This window comes from Streptococcus mitis subsp. hohhotensis, assembly GCF_000722775.1.
Lineage (GTDB): Bacteria > Bacillota > Bacilli > Lactobacillales > Streptococcaceae > Streptococcus > Streptococcus carlssonii.
Window position 1 is genome coordinate 1 of the sequence record NZ_JPFZ01000013.1, and the last position, 17,377, is coordinate 17,377.

A 17,377-nucleotide genomic window follows, 5' to 3' on the forward strand; every position below is an offset into this window, starting at 1 on the left:
CTGCTAGTTCAGCACCGTTTTTCGCAGCCTGAACCTTTGGATGAGGATCAATGTCAAATCCACTAGGCATCTTGCCAGCACGTCCAAGTCCCACGATTTGGCCCTTAAAGTCCTCCTCAAACTGGTAAACTATCTTCTGTCTAAATTCTGCCGTATTGTCTGCATGAATATACAAATCCCCTTGGTAAGAGTTTATCTTGAAATCAATGGCAAAAACAGAGAGTGGCAGAAGGCAAAACAAGCCTAAAACTAGTAAGAAAAAAGTTTTTTTCATCAACTAAGCCCCCTTTTTATCTTTGCTATCATTATATCATTTTTTCTCAAGTAAGGGCTTACCTATATTGAAAAATAGAGTTTTTTTCGATAAAATAGGAGACAGTTATTTTTTAATAGATTAGAAATAGGAGAAATCATGAGAAAAATATACTTATCTATTTTCACAAGTCTCTTGCTGATGCTGGGACTTGTCAATGTTGCCCAAGCCGATGAATATTTACGCATCGGGATGGAAGCAGCATATGCTCCCTTTAACTGGACTCAGGATGATGATAGCAATGGAGCTGTCAAAATCGATGGGACTAACCAGTATGCTAACGGATACGATGTTCAAATCGCCAAGAAAATCGCTAAGGACTTAGGTAAAGAACCTTTGGTTGTTAAAACAAAGTGGGAAGGTCTAGTCCCTGCCCTTACTTCTGGTAAGATTGACATGATTATCGCAGGTATGAGTCCAACTGCCGAACGCAAACAAGAAATTGCCTTTTCAAGCAGTTACTACACTAGCGAACCAGTTTTGCTTGTCAAAAAAGATTCTGCCTACGCAAATGCAAAATCTTTGGATGACTTTAACGGTGCGAAAATCACTTCTCAACAAGGTGTCTACCTCTACGACTTGATTACACAAATCCCGGGTGCTAAAAAAGAAACAGCCATGGGAGACTTCGCTCAAATGCGCCAAGCACTTGAGGCTGGTGTTATCGATGCTTATGTTTCTGAACGACCAGAAGCTCTGACTGCTGAAGCTGCCAACTCTAAGTTCAAGATGGTTCAAGTAGAACCAGGTTTCAAAACTGGGGAAGAAGATACAGCTATCGCCATTGGACTTCGTAAAGATGACAATCGTATTAGCCAAATCAATGCCAGCATTGAAACCATTTCAAAAGACGACCAAGTTGCCTTGATGGATCGTATGATCAAGGAACAACCTGCCGAAGCTACAACAACTGAAGAGACTAGCAGTAGTTTCTTTAGCCAAGTCGCTAAAATTCTTTCTGAAAACTGGCAACAACTTTTGCGTGGTGCTGGTATCACTCTTTTAATCTCTATCGTCGGAACCATCATAGGTCTCATTATCGGTCTTGCCATTGGTGTTTTCCGTACTGCTCCTCTCTCTGAGAATAAAGCCATTTATGGCCTACAAAAACTAATCGGCTGGATCCTCAATGTCTACATTGAAATTTTCCGTGGTACACCAATGATCGTTCAATCGATGGTTATCTACTATGGAACTGCCCAAGCTTTCGGTATCAACCTTGACCGTACACTGGCTGCTATCTTCATCGTTTCAATCAATACCGGTGCCTACATGACTGAAATCGTCCGTGGTGGTATCCTAGCAGTTGACAAGGGACAATTTGAAGCTGCGACTGCTCTTGGTATGACTCATAACCAAACCATGCGTAAGATTGTCCTACCTCAGGTTGTCCGCAATATCCTACCAGCAACTGGTAATGAATTTGTCATCAATATCAAAGATACATCTGTATTGAACGTTATCTCTGTTGTCGAACTTTATTTCTCAGGAAATACCGTGGCGACGCAAACCTATCAATACTTCCAGACATTTACAATCATCGCCGTAATTTACTTTGTCCTCACCTTCACCGTAACACGTATCCTACGCTTCATCGAGCGCCGAATGGACATGGATACCTATACTACAGGTGCTAACCAAATGCAAACGGAGGATTTGAAATAATGACACAAGCAATCCTTGAAATTAAACACCTCAAAAAATCCTATGGACAAAACGAAGTGTTAAAAGACATTTCTCTCACCGTCCACAAGGGAGAGGTCATCTCTATCATCGGAAGCTCTGGAAGCGGAAAATCAACCTTCCTACGCTCTATTAACCTACTTGAAACGCCAACTGATGGACAAATCCTTTATCATGGACAAAACGTCCTCGAAAAAGGCTATGACCTCACGCAATACCGTGAAAAGTTGGGAATGGTTTTCCAATCCTTTAACCTCTTTGAAAATCTCAACGTGCTTGAAAACACAATTGTCGCTCAGACGACTGTCCTTAAACGCGAACGTACAGAAGCTGAAAAGATTGCCAAAGAAAACCTGGAAAAGGTCGGCATGGGAGAACGCTACTGGCAAGCGAAACCAAAACAACTCTCAGGTGGTCAAAAACAACGTGTGGCCATCGCTCGTGCCCTTTCAATGAATCCGGACGCTATTCTCTTTGATGAACCAACATCAGCTCTCGATCCAGAAATGGTTGGAGAAGTCCTCAAAATCATGCAAGATCTGGCTCAAGAAGGCTTGACTATGATTGTCGTAACCCACGAAATGGAATTCGCCCGTGATGTCTCTCACCGTGTTATCTTCATGGATAAGGGTGTAATCGCTGAAGAAGGCAAACCAGAAGACCTCTTCACCAATCCTAAAGAAGACCGTACAAAAGAGTTCCTTCAACGCTATCTCAAATAAAAAGAAAAGGCTGCATCAATCGTGCAGTCTTTTTGCTGTCCTCATACTCTTCGAAAATCTCTTCAAACCACGTCAGCTTCGCCTTGCCGTAGGTATATGTTACTGACTCTGTCAGTCTTATTTACAACCTCAAAGCAGTGCTTTGAGCAGCCTACGGCTAGCTTCCTAGTTTGCTCTTTGATTTTCATTGAGTATCAAAATGAAAAGGCAGACCTTATTCAAGAATCCGCCATTATCCAAAGATTAATCTTCAAATTTTTCATGATTTTTTTCATAGAAATCAATTAAACCTAGAGCTGTTTCAAATGAAATATTTTTTACTTTTGCACGACCCTGCGCTAGAGCAATGATAGACATTTCACGCGCATTCGTTTCTTTAGAGATACGGTAGCCTGTGATTTTCTTATCACGAACCCAGCCAACAACTGATTCTACTTTTTCAAAGTTTGACTTAGCCATGTTCTTCTCCTATTTTCTTCTTTACGTTATATTATTCTATACGTTTTTATGTCTTTTGTCAATAAAAAAACATATATTCAATAAAATAAATGATCTAGAATCTTCTTACTTCCTTTTTAAAGCCGATAATATATAGGTTTTTGCTTACTATAACCCATTAGTATGCTCCTAAAAAACAATTGCATTATTAAACTTTAAACTTGTAAAAATATTCATGTATACTGAATGCCAGTTTCTCAATAGGATAGACAGGATTTACTATTTCATTCTATATATTCCTTTTAAATCAACAAGTCCACTAAAGATAGTCTTTCACTCCACACTATCTCTAATCCATTCCGTTTTCTTTCTCCTTCTTTGGTTCCTTTCCTGTCCTTATCTATATCTTATTTATTTCACAACCGGTACTACTTACTTTGTCCAATCTTGCACCTTCTGATTACACACCCGCTTTCCAGCTAGTCATTTGAAAACAGCAGCACTTGCTGTTTCATGTCTAGCACTATTGTTTATCTCACGAGTTTTTTCAGCCGACTCACCTAACAACCATCTCATAAACATTGATTATTTTTTCTGATTCCTATTATATTTAGTGAAAGTTCAAATTAGGGATATATACAATTGGGGATTTCAAAAAATTTCCTTATATATAGTAAGTAATTCTGTCGCCTCAATATAAACAGAATCAAAAATAATAGGTGCTATAGTGAGTTGTAGTAGAAATAGCACGATAGATTTCCTAAGTCCATAGGAATCGCCCCCTTTCTTCACCCTCATTATAACACCTATACATCAGTTGTGCAAATAATATGATATTTTTTTATTAGTCCTCAGACAAGCATATTATAGAGCGTTTCATTACCATTTAAGTTAATATAAGCTGGATCAAAACCTTCCATGCGACGAATCAATCCTGCATAATCATGCTTATCTGCCAAAGCGATCCCAATCAATACTGGACCTGTTCCCTTGCTAGCTCGTTTGATATACTCAAAACGTGTGATATCATCATTTGGCCCCAAGATATCATTTACAAATTCACGCAATGCTCCTGGACGCTGTGGAAAATTGACCACAAAATAATGCTTAATCCCATCATAAATCAAAGCACGCTCTTCCATTTCTGGCATACGGTTGATATCATTATTTCCTCCAGAAATGATACAACAAATGGTTTTCCCCTTGATATATTCAGCTAAAACTTCTAAAGAAGCAATACTAGCCGCTCCAGCAGGTTCTGCGACAATCCCTTGCTTAGAGTAAAGGTCAATCAAGGTTTCAGAAATCAATCCCTCATCGACACCTACCAAAGTTTGAACATGTTGACGAGTTGCCTCATAGGTCAATTGACCTACCTTTTGTACAGCAATCCCATCCGCAAATTTGTCAATTTCTTTGAGTCTGACTGGACCACCAGCTTCAAAGGCAGCCTTCATGGAACGCGCTCCATTCGCCTCTACTCCGATAACCTCAATCTCTGGACTTGTTTCCTTGATATAGGTAGAAATCCCGGCAATGAGACCGCCACCACCAACAGGAACCAAGACAGCATCAAAATCAATCGATTCTTTTCGAGCTTCTTCTAAAATCTCATAAGCAACAGTCCCTTGACCTGCTTGGACATGAGCATCATCAAAGGGATCAATAAAGGTACGATTTTCAGAGACTGTAAATTCTTGAGCTGCTTTAGCTGAAGCATCAAAGGTATCTCCAACTAGTTTAATGGTCACGAAATCCCCACCAAAAAAGCGAACTTGACCAATTTTTTGTTGCGGAGTAGTAATGGGCATAAAAATAGTAGCAGGAATTTTCATCTCATTACAAGTATAGGCAACTCCCTGCGCATGATTTCCCGCAGAGGCACAGACTACCCCACGCTCACGCTCTTCTTTGCTGAGCTGAGAAATAGCATAATAGGCACCACGAATTTTAAAAGAACGAACACGTTGGGCATTTTCCTTTTTCAAATAAATCTTAGCACCATACTTCTCCGATAAATAATGGTCATAATCAAGCGGTGTATTAACGACCACACCATTCAAGACCTTATGAGCCTTGATTATATCTTTTGAACTTAACATCATTTTCTCCTAGACTATTTCATACTATCGCAATCCATCCTCTTAAAAAGAGATATGAATTGATTATAAAAGCGAGTTAGTCCCCCAACTCGCCTTCACCTTAATTTCTATCAATTAGTTATAGATTTTAAATGCATCATCGTCGTTTTTACCAACGAATGGCATTGCTTTACGCAATTCTGCACCAACTTTTTCAATTTCAAGGTTAGCTGCTTGTTCACGGTAAGCAGTCAATTTTGGACGTCCAGCTTTATAGTCATTTACAAAGTCATTTGCAAATTTACCATTTTGGATATCAGCCAAGACAGCTTTCATGTTTTCTTTAACTTGCTCAGTAATTACACGTGGACCTGATACATAGTCACCGTACTCAGCAGTGTTTGAAATAGATTGACGCATTTTCTTGAATCCACCTTCATAAATCAAGTCAACGATTAATTTCATTTCGTGAAGAACTTCAAAGTATGCCAATTCTGGAGCGTAACCTGCTTCTGTCAAGACTTCGAAACCTGCTTCGATAAGGGCAGTCAAACCACCACAAAGTACAGCTTGTTCACCAAACAAATCTTCTTCAGTTTCTTCTTTGTATGTTGTTTCAAGAAGACCTACACGAGCTGCTCCAACACCTTTACACCAGTCCATAGCAATGTTTTTAGCATTTCCTGTTGCATCTTGGTATACTGCGTAAAGAGCTGGAACACCAAATCCTTCTTCATAAGTACGACGTACCAAGTGTCCTGGTCCTTTAGGAGCACACATAAAGACATCCACATCCGCAGGAACTTTGATAAATTCGAAGTGAATGTTGAAACCATGAGCAAATCCAACTGCATTTCCAGCTTCCAAGTTTGGAGCGATTTCTGCTTCGTACAATTCTTGTTGGATTTCGTCTGGTGCCAAAATCATGATAACGTCAGCCAATTTAGTTGCTTCTGCTACTGTGTAAGTGTCAAATCCATCTTCTTTTGCTTTGTCAAAAGATTTACCTGGACGTACACCGATAATAACGTCACGACCTGAATCACGCAAGTTTTGAGCATGCGCATGTCCTTGTGAACCATAACCGATAACGGCGATTTTTTTACCGTCAAGTGCTGCTACTTTAACATCTTTTTCATATTCCATTTGAACTGCCATAGTTTTTCTCTCTTTTCTATTATTTATTGCCTTTTAGGCTGGTTTAACAAATTTAAGTTGGATTTTTATACTCAATGAAAATCAAAGAGCAAACTAGGAAGCTAGCCACAGGCTGTACTTGAGTACGGCAAGGCGAAGCTGACGTGGTTTGAATTTGATTTTCGAAGAGTATTAATCGCGGGTAAATCCAGTTGCACCCGTACGAGCGATATTGCGAATACCGTATGGTCGAATGACTCGCAATAGAGCTTCACTCTTTTCAGCATTTCCTGTCATTTGAATAGTAATCGAGCTTGGCGCTACATCTACCACCGTTGCACGGAAAGGTTGAATAATCGCTAGAATCTCAGCACGCTTCTCAGCTGGCGCTGACATCTTAACCAAAATCACCTCGCGCTCCAAATGAGGCTTGTCTGTAATATCACGAATGCGAATCACATCAATCTGACGATTAAGTTGCTTAATAATTTGCTCCACTTCATCATGTGAAGCTACATCAATAATAATGGTGATGCGCGATACATTCGGATCTTCTGTTGCTCCAACAGAGATACTTTCGATATTAACCTGGCGACGAGACAGAACGCCAGTAAAGCGATTGAGGACTCCTGAACGATTTTGTAGTTTTGCTGTTAACATTCTACGCATGGAACTTCACCCCCAACATCTCATGATTACTCTTACCAGCTGGTACCATTGGTAACACCTGTTCCTTACGAGAAATATCTACCTCGATTAGCATAGGAACATCCTCAGTGATCACTTCAAGGTCTTGAGCCAAGGTCTCAGGATTATCAAACTTATAGTTTTTAATACCATAAGCCTGCGCCATCAGTTGGAAATCAGGAAGGGTATCAAAGACCGACTCAGACGTTCTACCTTCATAGAAGGATTCCTGCCATTGGCGAACCATTCCAAGTGAGTGATTGTTTAGCATCACCACCTTGATTGGCACCTTGTAAATGTTCAAAATAGCCAATTCCTGGTTGGTCATTTGGAAACCACCATCCCCAACAAACAAGACTACTTCCTTATCTGGGTTAGCAATTTTGGCACCGATTGCTGCTGGGATTCCAAACCCCATCGTTCCCAAACCACCTGAAGTCACTAACTGACGTTCATTTTGGTAGGGATAATACTGGGCTGTCCACATTTGGTGTTGACCAACGTCTGTGACCACAATGGCATTTCCATTCGTCAATTCACCAATTCGTTCAATAACAGCTTGTGGCTGAACCACACGCTCTTTCTTATCATAAGAACGAACGCGGTTCTTGTCTTTAGTGACTTTTTCAATCCATTTTTCAGTATTGTTATGAACTGTCGGTTCTGCTAGTAACATTTGCAAGGCTTTCTTAGCATCTCCAACTACTGGAATATCAGCACTGATAATCTTGCCAATCTCGGCAGGGTCAATATCAATGTGGGCAACCTTAGCATTCTTAGCGAAGGTCTTAGGATTTCCCGTCAAGCGGTCATCGAAACGGCAACCAATACTAATCATAAAATCAGCTTCCGTCATAGCAATATTTGCTGCGAATGATCCGTGCATCCCCCCCATTCCAAGGAAGAGTGGATGACTTGTTGCAATCGTTCCTTGTCCCAAAAGGCTGGTTACCACTGGAATTTGATAGCGCTCTGCAAATTCATTTAATTCTGCAGCTGCTTCAGCATAACTAATCCCACCACCAGCTAACAAGACTGGTTTTTTAGCCTTGGATAATTGCTTCAAGATTTTCTTAATTTGCATATCATTTGGCTCAAGAGTCGGCTGATAGCTTGGTAGATTCACTTCTGGTGAATAGATAAAGTCGGTTTCTAAAGCAGATACGTCTTTAGGTAGGTCAATTACGACCGGCCCTGGACGGCCTGTAGTTGCGATATGGACAGCTTCCGTAATGATTCGAGGGATATCAGCTGTCTCACGAACTTGATAATTGTACTTAGTGATTGGCATGGTAATTCCCACGATGTCTGCCTCCTGAAAGGCATCCTTCCCAATACCTGCTCGCGCCACCTGACCTGTAAAGACCAAAAGGGGAACGCTATCGCTCATGGCATCCGCAATCCCTGTAATGGCATTTGTTGCTCCCGGTCCGCTAGTGACGACAGCAACACCCAACTTTCCAGTTGATTTGGCATAACCTTCAGCTTCATGCAGACAACCTTGCTCATGGCGTCCTAGAATGTGGCGAATGCCTTTAAAATTATATATCGCATCATAAAAAGGCAAGACTGCACCCCCAGGATAACCAAAGATGGTATCAATTCCTAAATCACGAAGTGTTTCCAAAACTAGGTCCGACCCCGTCTTAGGAGATTCTAAACTGATTTTCTCCATTGTTCCCCTTTCTCTTCTCTTAAAAATAACTTGTTACTATCATACCATTTTTTCAAAATTTTTCAAGAGAAAAGAAGAAATTTTCTGAATTTTCTATTTTAACGTTTATTTATGAATGTTATTTTTGTTTTTATTAAAAAGATACCGATTTCATTTACTAAAAAAGAAAAAAGAACTGATTTCTCAGTCCTTTATTAATCTTATTCTACACTAAATAGGTATGGGTAAACAGGTTGTTGGCCTTGGTGGATTTCGACTTCAACATCTTCGAATTCTTCTGCGATTTCTTGAGCAATTTCATTGGCAAGTTCTTCGCTTCCGTCTTCACCGACATAGAAGGTTACGATTTCACTATCTTCATCCAACATATGTTTCAATGTTTCAGTCAAGGTTTGGTGCATGTCAGGATTTGACACGAGGATTTTCCCATCCACCATACCAAGATTATCATTTTCATGGATTTCTAAGCCATCAATGGTTGTATCACGCACAGCTGTTGTGACGCTTCCGCTAACGACATCGCTAAGAGCAGCTGTCATACGCTCTTGGTTTTCTTCGATGGACTTGCTTGGATCAAAGGCAAGAAGACTTGTCAAACCTTGTGGCAAAGTACGAGTCTCTACCACTACTGCTGGTTGCTCCAAAACTTCTGCTGCAGATTGAGCTGCCATGAAGATGTTTTTGTTGTTTGGCAGGAAGATGATGTTACGAGCATTGACCTGTTCAACAGCCTTGATAAAGTCTTCTGTTGAAGGGTTCATGGTTTGACCGCCTTCAATAACATAATCTACACCTTGAGAACGGAAGATATCTGCTAGACCTTTACCAGCCACTACAGCAATCAGAGCATACTCTTTTTCTTCAGCAGGCTTGCTAACTTGAGCAGCTTCTTTCTCAACCTGCGCTTCGTGTTGGTTCCGCATATTGTCAACTTTTACCTTGACCAAGCTACCATATTTGAGACCTTCTTGCATAACAAGTCCTGGATCTTCTGTATGGACATGGACTTTGACAATTTCATCATCGTTAACAACAAGGAGAGAATCCCCAAGTTCATTCAAGTAGTTACGGAACTCGTCGTAGTCAAAATCTTTAGCATAGGTGGGACCTTGCTTAAGAGCTACCATGATTTCAGTACAGTAACCAAAGGTAATGTCCTCAGTCGCTACGTGACCAGCTACAGACTTATGATGTTCAGCATTGATCATTTCACTCATGTTGGCCGGAGTCGCTACAAAGTCCTCAGATGCAATATATTCACCAGTAAGGGCTGAAAGGAAACCTTCATAGATGAAGACCAGTCCTTGACCACCTGAATCCACAACGCCAACTTCTTTCAATACTGGAAGCATGTCTGGTGTTTTAGCTAGAGCTGTTTTAGCACCTTCCAAGGCTGCACGCATGACTTCAACAGCATCATCTGTTTGCTCAGCTTTTTTCTTAGCACCGATAGCAGCCCCACGAGAAACTGTCAAAATCGTTCCTTCAACTGGCTTCATAACTGCCTTGTAGGCAACTTCTACACCTGATTGGAAAGCAAGGGCCAAGTCTTGACCTGTTAACTCGTCTTTATCCTTGATAGCTTGTGAAAATCCACGGAAAAGCTGAGACGTAATAACACCTGAGTTCCCACGCGCACCCATCAAAAGACCTTTGGCAAGAATGCTCGCTACCTCGCCAACTGTAGAAGCTGGCTTGTCTGCAACTTCTTTAGCTCCATTTTCAATGGTCATTCCCATGTTTGTTCCAGTATCTCCATCTGGAACTGGAAAGACGTTTAATGAATTGACATATTCAGCTTGCTTATTCAAGCGAGTTGATGCAGCCTGCACCATTTCTTGAAATAAGCTAGTAGTAATTTTTGACACGGTTATTCTCCTACAACTTTGATATTTTGAATGTAGACATTTACAGTCTGAGCAGTAATTCCAAGCTGGTTTTCCAAGCTAAAACGAACACGCTCTTGAATGTTTTTTGACACTTCGCTAATCTTTGTTCCGTAGCTCAACACGGTATATACATCAACTGCAATACTGCCATCTTCGGCCGCCTTTACGACGACACCTTTGGAATAATTTTCCTTCCCTAGAAGGGCTTGGAAATTATCTTTGAGGGCATTTTTACTAGCCATACCGACCACACCAAAAATCTCAGTTGTTGCACCGCCTACGACAGTTGCAATCACTTCATCTGTTAGTTCGATTTGACCATCTTTTGTATTAATTTTTACAGTCATCCTTTTTACCTCAACTAGTTGATACTCTATTTTATCATATTTCAGCCCAAGTGTAAAAGCAGAATACTGTATCAGCGGATATTTACTCTATTTTTCAAATGATTTTATATCTACAGTAAAAGAAAAAAGACCCTAAGGTCTCCTTACTTTTATTATTAAACGCGTTCAACTTTACCTGATTTCAAAGCACGAGCTGAAGCCCAAACTTTTTTAGGTTTACCATCGATAAGAACAGTAACTTTTTGAAGGTTTGGTTTTACGGCACGTTTTGTTTGGTTCATCGCGTGTGAACGGTTGTTTCCTGATACAGTCTTACGACCTGTAAAGTAACATACTTTAGCCATTGTGTTTTCCTCCTATTAGATCTAATATAGCGGATGTGCTAGCACCACATACCGTACTATGTTATCACACTTTCTTCATTTTTGCAAGGGAATTGGAAGATTTTTTTATTTAACGTAGACAATTCCCAACTTTCCAAAAGCCACATCCCCACGGATAATCAAGGTTTTGCTGGTTGGGGCTAGAGAAGTATCTGCCTTGGCTACACCACAGAAAGTTTCCACCTTTAAATCAACTCTCCAATGTTGAGGAACATAGATAACTGCATTGCCAAAACCAACTTCCACTTTCAGGGTTGCGGTATCTCCTAAAATCTCTGCATTATCATAATATATCTTGGCATTGCCAAAACCAACTTCTACTTGGTCTTCTACCAATTCTTGGTTTTGCTTGTAGAAAGTCCCAGTCCCAAAAGCGACTTCCTTGTCTATAAAAATGGTTTTTTCACCATCATACCACCATTTTTTCCCATTCCAAGTTCTGTTAGAATGAGTGAGTGCGCTGACACCCATTACAATCAAAATACTAGCCAAAATAAGTGAAACAGGAGATAGCTGAATCCAATTATAAAAAAGATTCACTATATTTAACGCTATTAATGCTAAAAAAGTAGCTGTTGTCCAATGATGCCTAAGAAAAGATTCTACCGCCTTATAAAGGAGAAAAGCAATAAAGATGAAAGGAGAATACTTAGTCTCCAAAGATGGGACACCATAATGTCCCTGTAATAAAATCCATGCTGCCAATACTAGCAACACAATACCAAATACTTTCTTTTTCATGTTCTTACCTCATGTTTCTTAGATTTTCTTTTAGGAGGGATTGGTAATGTCGTGAGACATGAATCTCCTTGTGGGTCTGATAAAAGGAAATGGTGCCCGTTCCTGAAAAGGACTTGTCCACCGAATAGATTTGCCGAATATTAGCGATAGTTGACTTGGATACCCGACTAAAATAACGAGGAAGGATAGTCTCTAACTCATAGAGTTTAAGCCGAACCTCGTAGGCATCTTTCTGGGTATGGGCATAAATCTTGCTACCTTCCGTCTCAAAGAAGAGAATTTCCGACAAGTCCAGATAATATTCGCCCGTCCCCTTGTAAAAAATCAACCGAGGAGACTTGGACTCTTGCAAGAGTCTCTGCAAATCCGCAATCTCATCTGTCAAAGCCGCTGCCTTGATGATAATTTCAGTTTCCTCTAAATTGCTGTCAATTTCGATTCGTAACTTCATTCCATCTCCTTTCTGACTCTACTATATCAAAGGGAAAATAAGAAAACAAGAGCAAAAAAGCAAGTGGTTACTTTAACTCCGTAAGTGGTTGTTGGACCGCCTTAACTTACAGGTCAAAATAGAAAGAAAATCACACCCCACGCAAGACCACAAATATAACCAACTACTACATCCTTGGGAAAATGCACTCCACCCAAGACTCTCACTAGACCGAGGAGGGTTGAAAAAACCAACAAGATAACCCCTACAGATAAACTAGCATGTAAGCAAGCCATGGAGATAATGGTTGCTGAAAAGACATGACGACTGGGCATAGACTGACCAGGACTATCTCTGTCAAGCAAGGGTTTAATATCCCATTCCTCATAAGGCCTAGGGGCATTGATTTTCTTACGAAGAAAGGACAAAATCACAAAACCTGACGCAGGGATAAACAAATAGATTCCGACCTGTTTCCCAAGTCCTTGTTGGAGATAGATAGTTGCTAACAAGGTTAGATAAATTATAGGCATAACTACCGTCATGAAGCGATTGAAAGTTCTTAACAAGCTCAGAAGAAAGGGCCTATTTTCAATGTTAGCAGCAATGTAGTCATACCATTCTTGATAATTTTTCATATATTTTCTCATCACTTACTCAAATTTTGCTTGCAGGGAAGCACTTGTCTTCTAGTATAGTGCAGAAAAAGAAGGCCGTCAAGCCTTCTTTGGGTTTATTCTTCTGCTTCATCTTCTGTAAATTGACTGTTATAGAGGTCAGCGTAGAAACCAGCTTGCGCCATTAGCTCATCATGATTTCCTTGCTCGATGATATTGCCATCCTTCATAACCAGAATCAGATCAGCATTTCGGATAGTAGACAAGCGGTGGGCGATGACAAAGGAAGTTCTCCCCTCCATCAAACGATCCATAGCTTTCTGAATCAATTCCTCCGTCCGAGTATCAACAGAAGAGGTCGCCTCATCTAAAATCAAGAGCGGTGCATCTTTCAGCAAAGCACGAGCAATGGTTAAGAGTTGTTTTTGCCCGACAGACAAGGTCACTGTATCATCCAAGACGGTATCGTAACCATCTGGTAGAGTCATGATAAAGTGGTGAATCCCTACAGACTTGCTGGCTTCAATCACGCGCTCATTACTAATCCCCTTTTGGTTATAGATAAGATTGTCGCGAATGGTTCCTTCAAAGAGCCAAGTATCCTGCAAGACCATTGAAAAGGCATCGTGTACTTCCGAACGCTTCATCTCTTTGGTATCCACACCATCGATACGGATACTTCCCTTATCAATCTCATAGAACTTCATCAAAAGATTGACAATAGTTGTCTTACCAGCCCCAGTCGGTCCGACAATGGCAACCTTTTGACCTGCATGAGCTATCGCAGAAAAGTCATGGATAATAGTTCGCTCTGGTGTGTAACCAAAGGAAACTCGATCAAAGACCACTTGACCTTTCATATCGCTCAATTGTCTTGCTTTATGGGATTCATCTTCCATCTCCTCTTCAGCTAGAAATTCGAAGACGCGTCCCATGGCTGCACTAGCCTGCTGAAGACTAGTAACCCCTTGGGCAATTTGTGAAAGGGGCTGAGAAAAGATACGAACGTAGGCCATAAAGGCAACGATAATCCCGATACTGATGTGTCCATTTAAGGCCAAGGCTGCACCAACGATAATCACCAAGGCATAGCTAAAGTTCCCAATAAACATCATAATCGGCATCATAATCCCTGAAATAAACTGAGACTTCCAGATACTGTCATACAGACGATTGTTTAATTTCGCAAACTCTTCTTTCGTGCTCTCGATAGCATTGTAACTAGTCACTACATTATGGCCAGAGTACATTTCCTCCACATAACCATTGACAGCTGCCAAATCCTGTTGCTGACTCTTAAAGAAACCCTGTGATTTGCCCATAAAGACGGACACGAAAGCAAATCCAACAAGAGTTGAAACAACCGTCACCAAGGCTAAAATCCAGTTCATCCCAAACATGGTTACCAAGACTGCCACGACCAGTAAACTAGATGAAAGAACTGTTCCCAGACTTTGATTGAGGGACTGGGCTGCAGTGTCAACGTCATTGGTTACACGAGACAAGGTATCCCCTTGAGAATGTCCATCAAAATATCCCAATGGAAGGCGATTGATTTTCTCTGCAATAGCTCTTCTCAAACGCTCTGAAAAACGTTGAATAGCTGTTGTAAACAGAAATGCCTGTAAATAATTTGATAAAAGTCCGATCACATAAATCACGGCCAAAAAACCACCAATAGCTGCAACCGCCACGACATCCACACTTGTTTCCAAACCACTGGCAATAATATTAGTCATTTCCTTGATGCGAGTCGGACCATATACAGTAATGATATTGGATAGGATTGTTGCTAGAAAGGCTATCAGAAGGGCAAACTGGAGGCCTGCAAGATAGGGTTTACTCTGTTTCCAGAGAGACATTTTCTTATTTTCCATGTTCCAATTCCTCCTTCGATAGTTGTGAATAGGCAATTTCTTGGTAAACTTCGTTATTAGCTAGAAGTTCCCTGTGGGTGCCTTGTCCCACGACTTTCCCTTGATCCAAGACCAAAATCAAATCTGCGTCCATAATCGTTGAAATACGCTGTGCGACGATAAGCTTGGTCATAGACTTGGTTTTCTCTGCTAACTCTTGGCGTAGGACACGGTCTGTCTTGTAGTCCAAGGCTGAGAAGGAGTCATCAAAGATGAGGATTTCTGGCTTCCGAGCTAAGGCACGCGCAATGGCCAGACGCTGTCTTTGACCACCTGAGAAGTTAGTTCCTCCTTGGGCCACTTCTGACGCTAAGCCCGCTTCCTTGTCTTCGATAAAGTTCTTAGACTGAGCCAACTCCAAAGCCTGCCACATAGCCTGCTCACTAAGTGGTGTTTCTTGACTTTGTCCAAAGTCTAGATTGTCCTTGACATCACCTGAAAAGAGAACCGCTTTCTGAGGAATATAACCAACCTTGTTGCGCAAATCTTCTAAGGCATAGTCTTGAACATTGACACCGTCCACCAGAATTTCTCCTGCTGATACGTCGTAGAAACGTGGAATCAGATTGACCAGAGTTGATTTACCTGAACCCGTTGAACCAATAAAGGCCACTGCTTGACCAGCGTCTGCTCTAAAGCTAACATGCTCAATAACCGCCTCCGAATTTGCCGCATAGCGGAAGGTCACATCCTTAAACTCGACCTGACCTTTGAGGTTTTCATCAGCCAGCTGCACTTGAGCAGGGTTTTGGATAGAAGAATGCAAATCTAGAACCTGATTAATCCGCTTAGCAGAGACCATAGTTCGGGGAAGAACGATGAAGAGTGCTCCCATAAGAAGGAAGCCCATGACAACCTGCATAGCATAAGACATGAAAACAATCATGTCACTAAAGAGAGGCAGACGCGCTATCGGAGCAGCGTCGTTAATCACATAGGCCCCAATCCAGTAAATCGCCACACTCAAACCACTTGAAATCCCCATCATGATAGGATTCAAAATAGCCATAAGACGGTTGACAAACAAATTCAAGCGTGTCAATTCATCATTTGCTGCTGCAAATTTTTCATTTTGGTATTCTTCAGCATTGTAGGCGCGAACGACACGAATACCTGTTAAACTCTCACGAGTAATACTGTTCAGTTTATCTGTCAACCCCTGAATCAAGGACTGTTTTGGAAAGGCTAGCGTCATCAAGACTGTCGTCATCAAAACATTGACAATCACTGCTACAAGAACGGCCCAGAGCCAGTATTCTGAATGGCCTGAAATCTTCCCGATAGCCCAGATAGCCATAATCGGACCACGCGTTACCACTTGCAAGCCCATGGTAATCAACATTTGAACTTGAGTAATGTCATTGGTAGTACGAGTTAAAAGACTGGGAATAGAGAATTTCTTAATCTCTGTCTGAGAGTAATCCAAAACTCGGTTAAAAATATCACTTCTCAGCCTACTAGTATAAGAAGCCGCCACTCGGGATGCAAAAAATCCAACTGCAACTACGGACAAGAAGGCAAGAAAGGACATTCCCACCATCATGCTTGCAGGCTGCCACAACTCATCTAAATTAGTTCCTTGACTACCTAGCAAATCCGTAATTTTCGAGATATAGGTTGGCACTTCCAGCTCTAGATAGACCGAAAAGCAAGTAAAGAGAATGACTAGTAAAATCATCCCCCATTCTTTTCTACTAATTCGTTTGGCTAATTTCTTCATTCTCTCCTCCTATTCCCTTGATATTTTCCTGTAGTTGACTGAGAACTTTCTCAAAAATCAGTAATTCATCTTCATCAATGTCTTCCATCAACTGCTTATCAATTCGTTCAAAAAAGGCCTTAACCTGCTTCATTTGAGAATGTGCTTTGTCCGTCAAACGAACAAATTTTGCCCGCTTATCGCTAGGACTCGCCTCCAATTCCACCAAACCATTTTGCACCATACGCTTGACCAAATTACTAGCAACAGACTTGGTAATATTGAGTTCCTGCTCGATATCTTTAATCAAGACCAAGTCTTGGTTTTTCTCACGATTATCCAAAAAACGTACAACCTGACCTTGAGGTCCACCCATAAATTCAATGCCACTACGTTTGGCTTCCTTTTGCACCATCAAATGAATCTGGTGACCAAAACGCTTAAAGACCAACATCGGTTTATCCATGCTATCTCCTTTCTAACCATCACATTTAGTTCTCCTAGGAACTAATTAAGTTTTCATGAGAACTATTTTACCACTTTGAAAAGAGATGTCAAGAAAAAAAGTTTCCATGAGAACTATCTTGGTTTAAATTGACATTAGGCAAGAGTTTTTATA

Annotated in this window: 17 protein-coding genes; 2 read left to right on the top strand and 15 right to left on the bottom strand. The window is 41.0% G+C overall.

All coding sequences use genetic code 11. The features are described from left to right. Window positions 1–274, bottom strand: a 274-nt coding sequence (locus tag SK608_RS08855) for a DUF2207 domain-containing protein (RefSeq protein ID WP_033678376.1), incomplete at its 3' end; no start/stop codon positions are given. Window positions 275–412: 138 nt separating this feature from the next. Between SK608_RS08855 and SK608_RS08860 the strand changes: the two genes are divergently transcribed. Continuing rightward, window positions 413–1,978 carry an ABC transporter substrate-binding protein/permease gene (locus SK608_RS08860; protein WP_033678379.1) on the top strand — a complete coding sequence of 522 codons (1,566 nt, stop codon included), beginning with the start codon at window positions 413–415 and terminating at the stop codon, window positions 1,976–1,978. Then, window positions 1,978–2,718 carry an amino acid ABC transporter ATP-binding protein gene (locus tag SK608_RS08865; RefSeq protein WP_000189477.1) on the top strand — a complete coding sequence of 247 codons (741 nt, stop codon included), beginning with the start codon at window positions 1,978–1,980 and terminating at the stop codon, window positions 2,716–2,718. Before SK608_RS08860 ends, SK608_RS08865 begins: the two co-directional genes overlap by 1 nt. Window positions 2,719–2,961: 243 nt before the next feature. Here SK608_RS08865 and SK608_RS08870 read toward each other — a convergent pair whose 3' ends face one another. The 14 genes from SK608_RS08870 to SK608_RS08935 form a co-directional block, all read right to left on the bottom strand. Then, window positions 2,962–3,177 (bottom strand): capsule biosynthesis transcriptional regulator, encoded by a 216-nt coding sequence (locus SK608_RS08870; protein ID WP_001130036.1) that lies wholly within the window; start codon window positions 3,175–3,177, stop codon window positions 2,962–2,964. Window positions 3,178–4,007: 830 nt separating this feature from the next. Continuing rightward, a complete protein-coding gene (ilvA, locus tag SK608_RS08875) occupies window positions 4,008–5,258 on the bottom strand; it encodes a threonine ammonia-lyase IlvA (protein ID WP_033678382.1) in 1,251 nt (416 codons plus the stop codon). Between the two features lie 114 nt (window positions 5,259–5,372). After that, entirely contained in the window at window positions 5,373–6,395 is a 1,023-nt protein-coding gene (ilvC, locus tag SK608_RS08880; protein ID WP_000290683.1) for a ketol-acid reductoisomerase, read from the bottom strand. Between the two features lie 171 nt (window positions 6,396–6,566). Then, window positions 6,567–7,043 (bottom strand): acetolactate synthase small subunit, encoded by a 477-nt coding sequence (gene ilvN, locus SK608_RS08885; protein ID WP_001253803.1) that lies wholly within the window; start codon window positions 7,041–7,043, stop codon window positions 6,567–6,569. Further along, window positions 7,036–8,736: an acetolactate synthase large subunit gene (locus SK608_RS08890; protein ID WP_033678385.1), complete on the bottom strand. Its 1,701-nt coding sequence runs from the start codon at window positions 8,734–8,736 to the stop codon at window positions 7,036–7,038. Before SK608_RS08890 ends, ilvN begins: the two co-directional genes overlap by 8 nt. Window positions 8,737–8,936: 200 nt before the next feature. Beyond that, window positions 8,937–10,604: a DAK2 domain-containing protein gene (locus SK608_RS08895; protein WP_033678388.1), complete on the bottom strand. Its 1,668-nt coding sequence runs from the start codon at window positions 10,602–10,604 to the stop codon at window positions 8,937–8,939. Window positions 10,605–10,606: 2 nt separating this feature from the next. Further along, entirely contained in the window at window positions 10,607–10,972 is a 366-nt protein-coding gene (locus SK608_RS08900; protein ID WP_000216442.1) for an Asp23/Gls24 family envelope stress response protein, read from the bottom strand. 155 nt (window positions 10,973–11,127) lie between these two features. Further along, window positions 11,128–11,316: a 50S ribosomal protein L28 gene (gene rpmB, locus SK608_RS08905; protein ID WP_001140948.1), complete on the bottom strand. Its 189-nt coding sequence runs from the start codon at window positions 11,314–11,316 to the stop codon at window positions 11,128–11,130. 105 nt (window positions 11,317–11,421) lie between these two features. Continuing rightward, a complete protein-coding gene (locus tag SK608_RS08910) occupies window positions 11,422–12,096 on the bottom strand; it encodes a membrane protein (RefSeq protein ID WP_033678392.1) in 675 nt (224 codons plus the stop codon). Window positions 12,097–12,100: 4 nt separating this feature from the next. After that, window positions 12,101–12,547: a LytTR family DNA-binding domain-containing protein gene (locus SK608_RS08915; protein ID WP_033678395.1), complete on the bottom strand. Its 447-nt coding sequence runs from the start codon at window positions 12,545–12,547 to the stop codon at window positions 12,101–12,103. A gap of 113 nt (window positions 12,548–12,660) precedes the next feature. Beyond that, window positions 12,661–13,164, bottom strand: coding sequence for a phosphatase PAP2 family protein (locus tag SK608_RS08920; protein ID WP_033678398.1), 504 nt, complete (start codon window positions 13,162–13,164; stop codon window positions 12,661–12,663). Between the two features lie 95 nt (window positions 13,165–13,259). Beyond that, window positions 13,260–15,020 (bottom strand): ABC transporter ATP-binding protein, encoded by a 1,761-nt coding sequence (locus SK608_RS08925; RefSeq protein WP_033678401.1) that lies wholly within the window; start codon window positions 15,018–15,020, stop codon window positions 13,260–13,262. Beyond that, window positions 15,010–16,779: an ABC transporter ATP-binding protein gene (locus SK608_RS08930; protein ID WP_033678404.1), complete on the bottom strand. Its 1,770-nt coding sequence runs from the start codon at window positions 16,777–16,779 to the stop codon at window positions 15,010–15,012. The genes SK608_RS08925 and SK608_RS08930 overlap by 11 nt, the downstream gene beginning before the upstream one ends. Further along, entirely contained in the window at window positions 16,754–17,224 is a 471-nt protein-coding gene (locus tag SK608_RS08935) for a MarR family winged helix-turn-helix transcriptional regulator (protein ID WP_033678407.1), read from the bottom strand. Before SK608_RS08935 ends, SK608_RS08930 begins: the two co-directional genes overlap by 26 nt. Window positions 17,225–17,377: the final 153 nt, after the last annotated feature.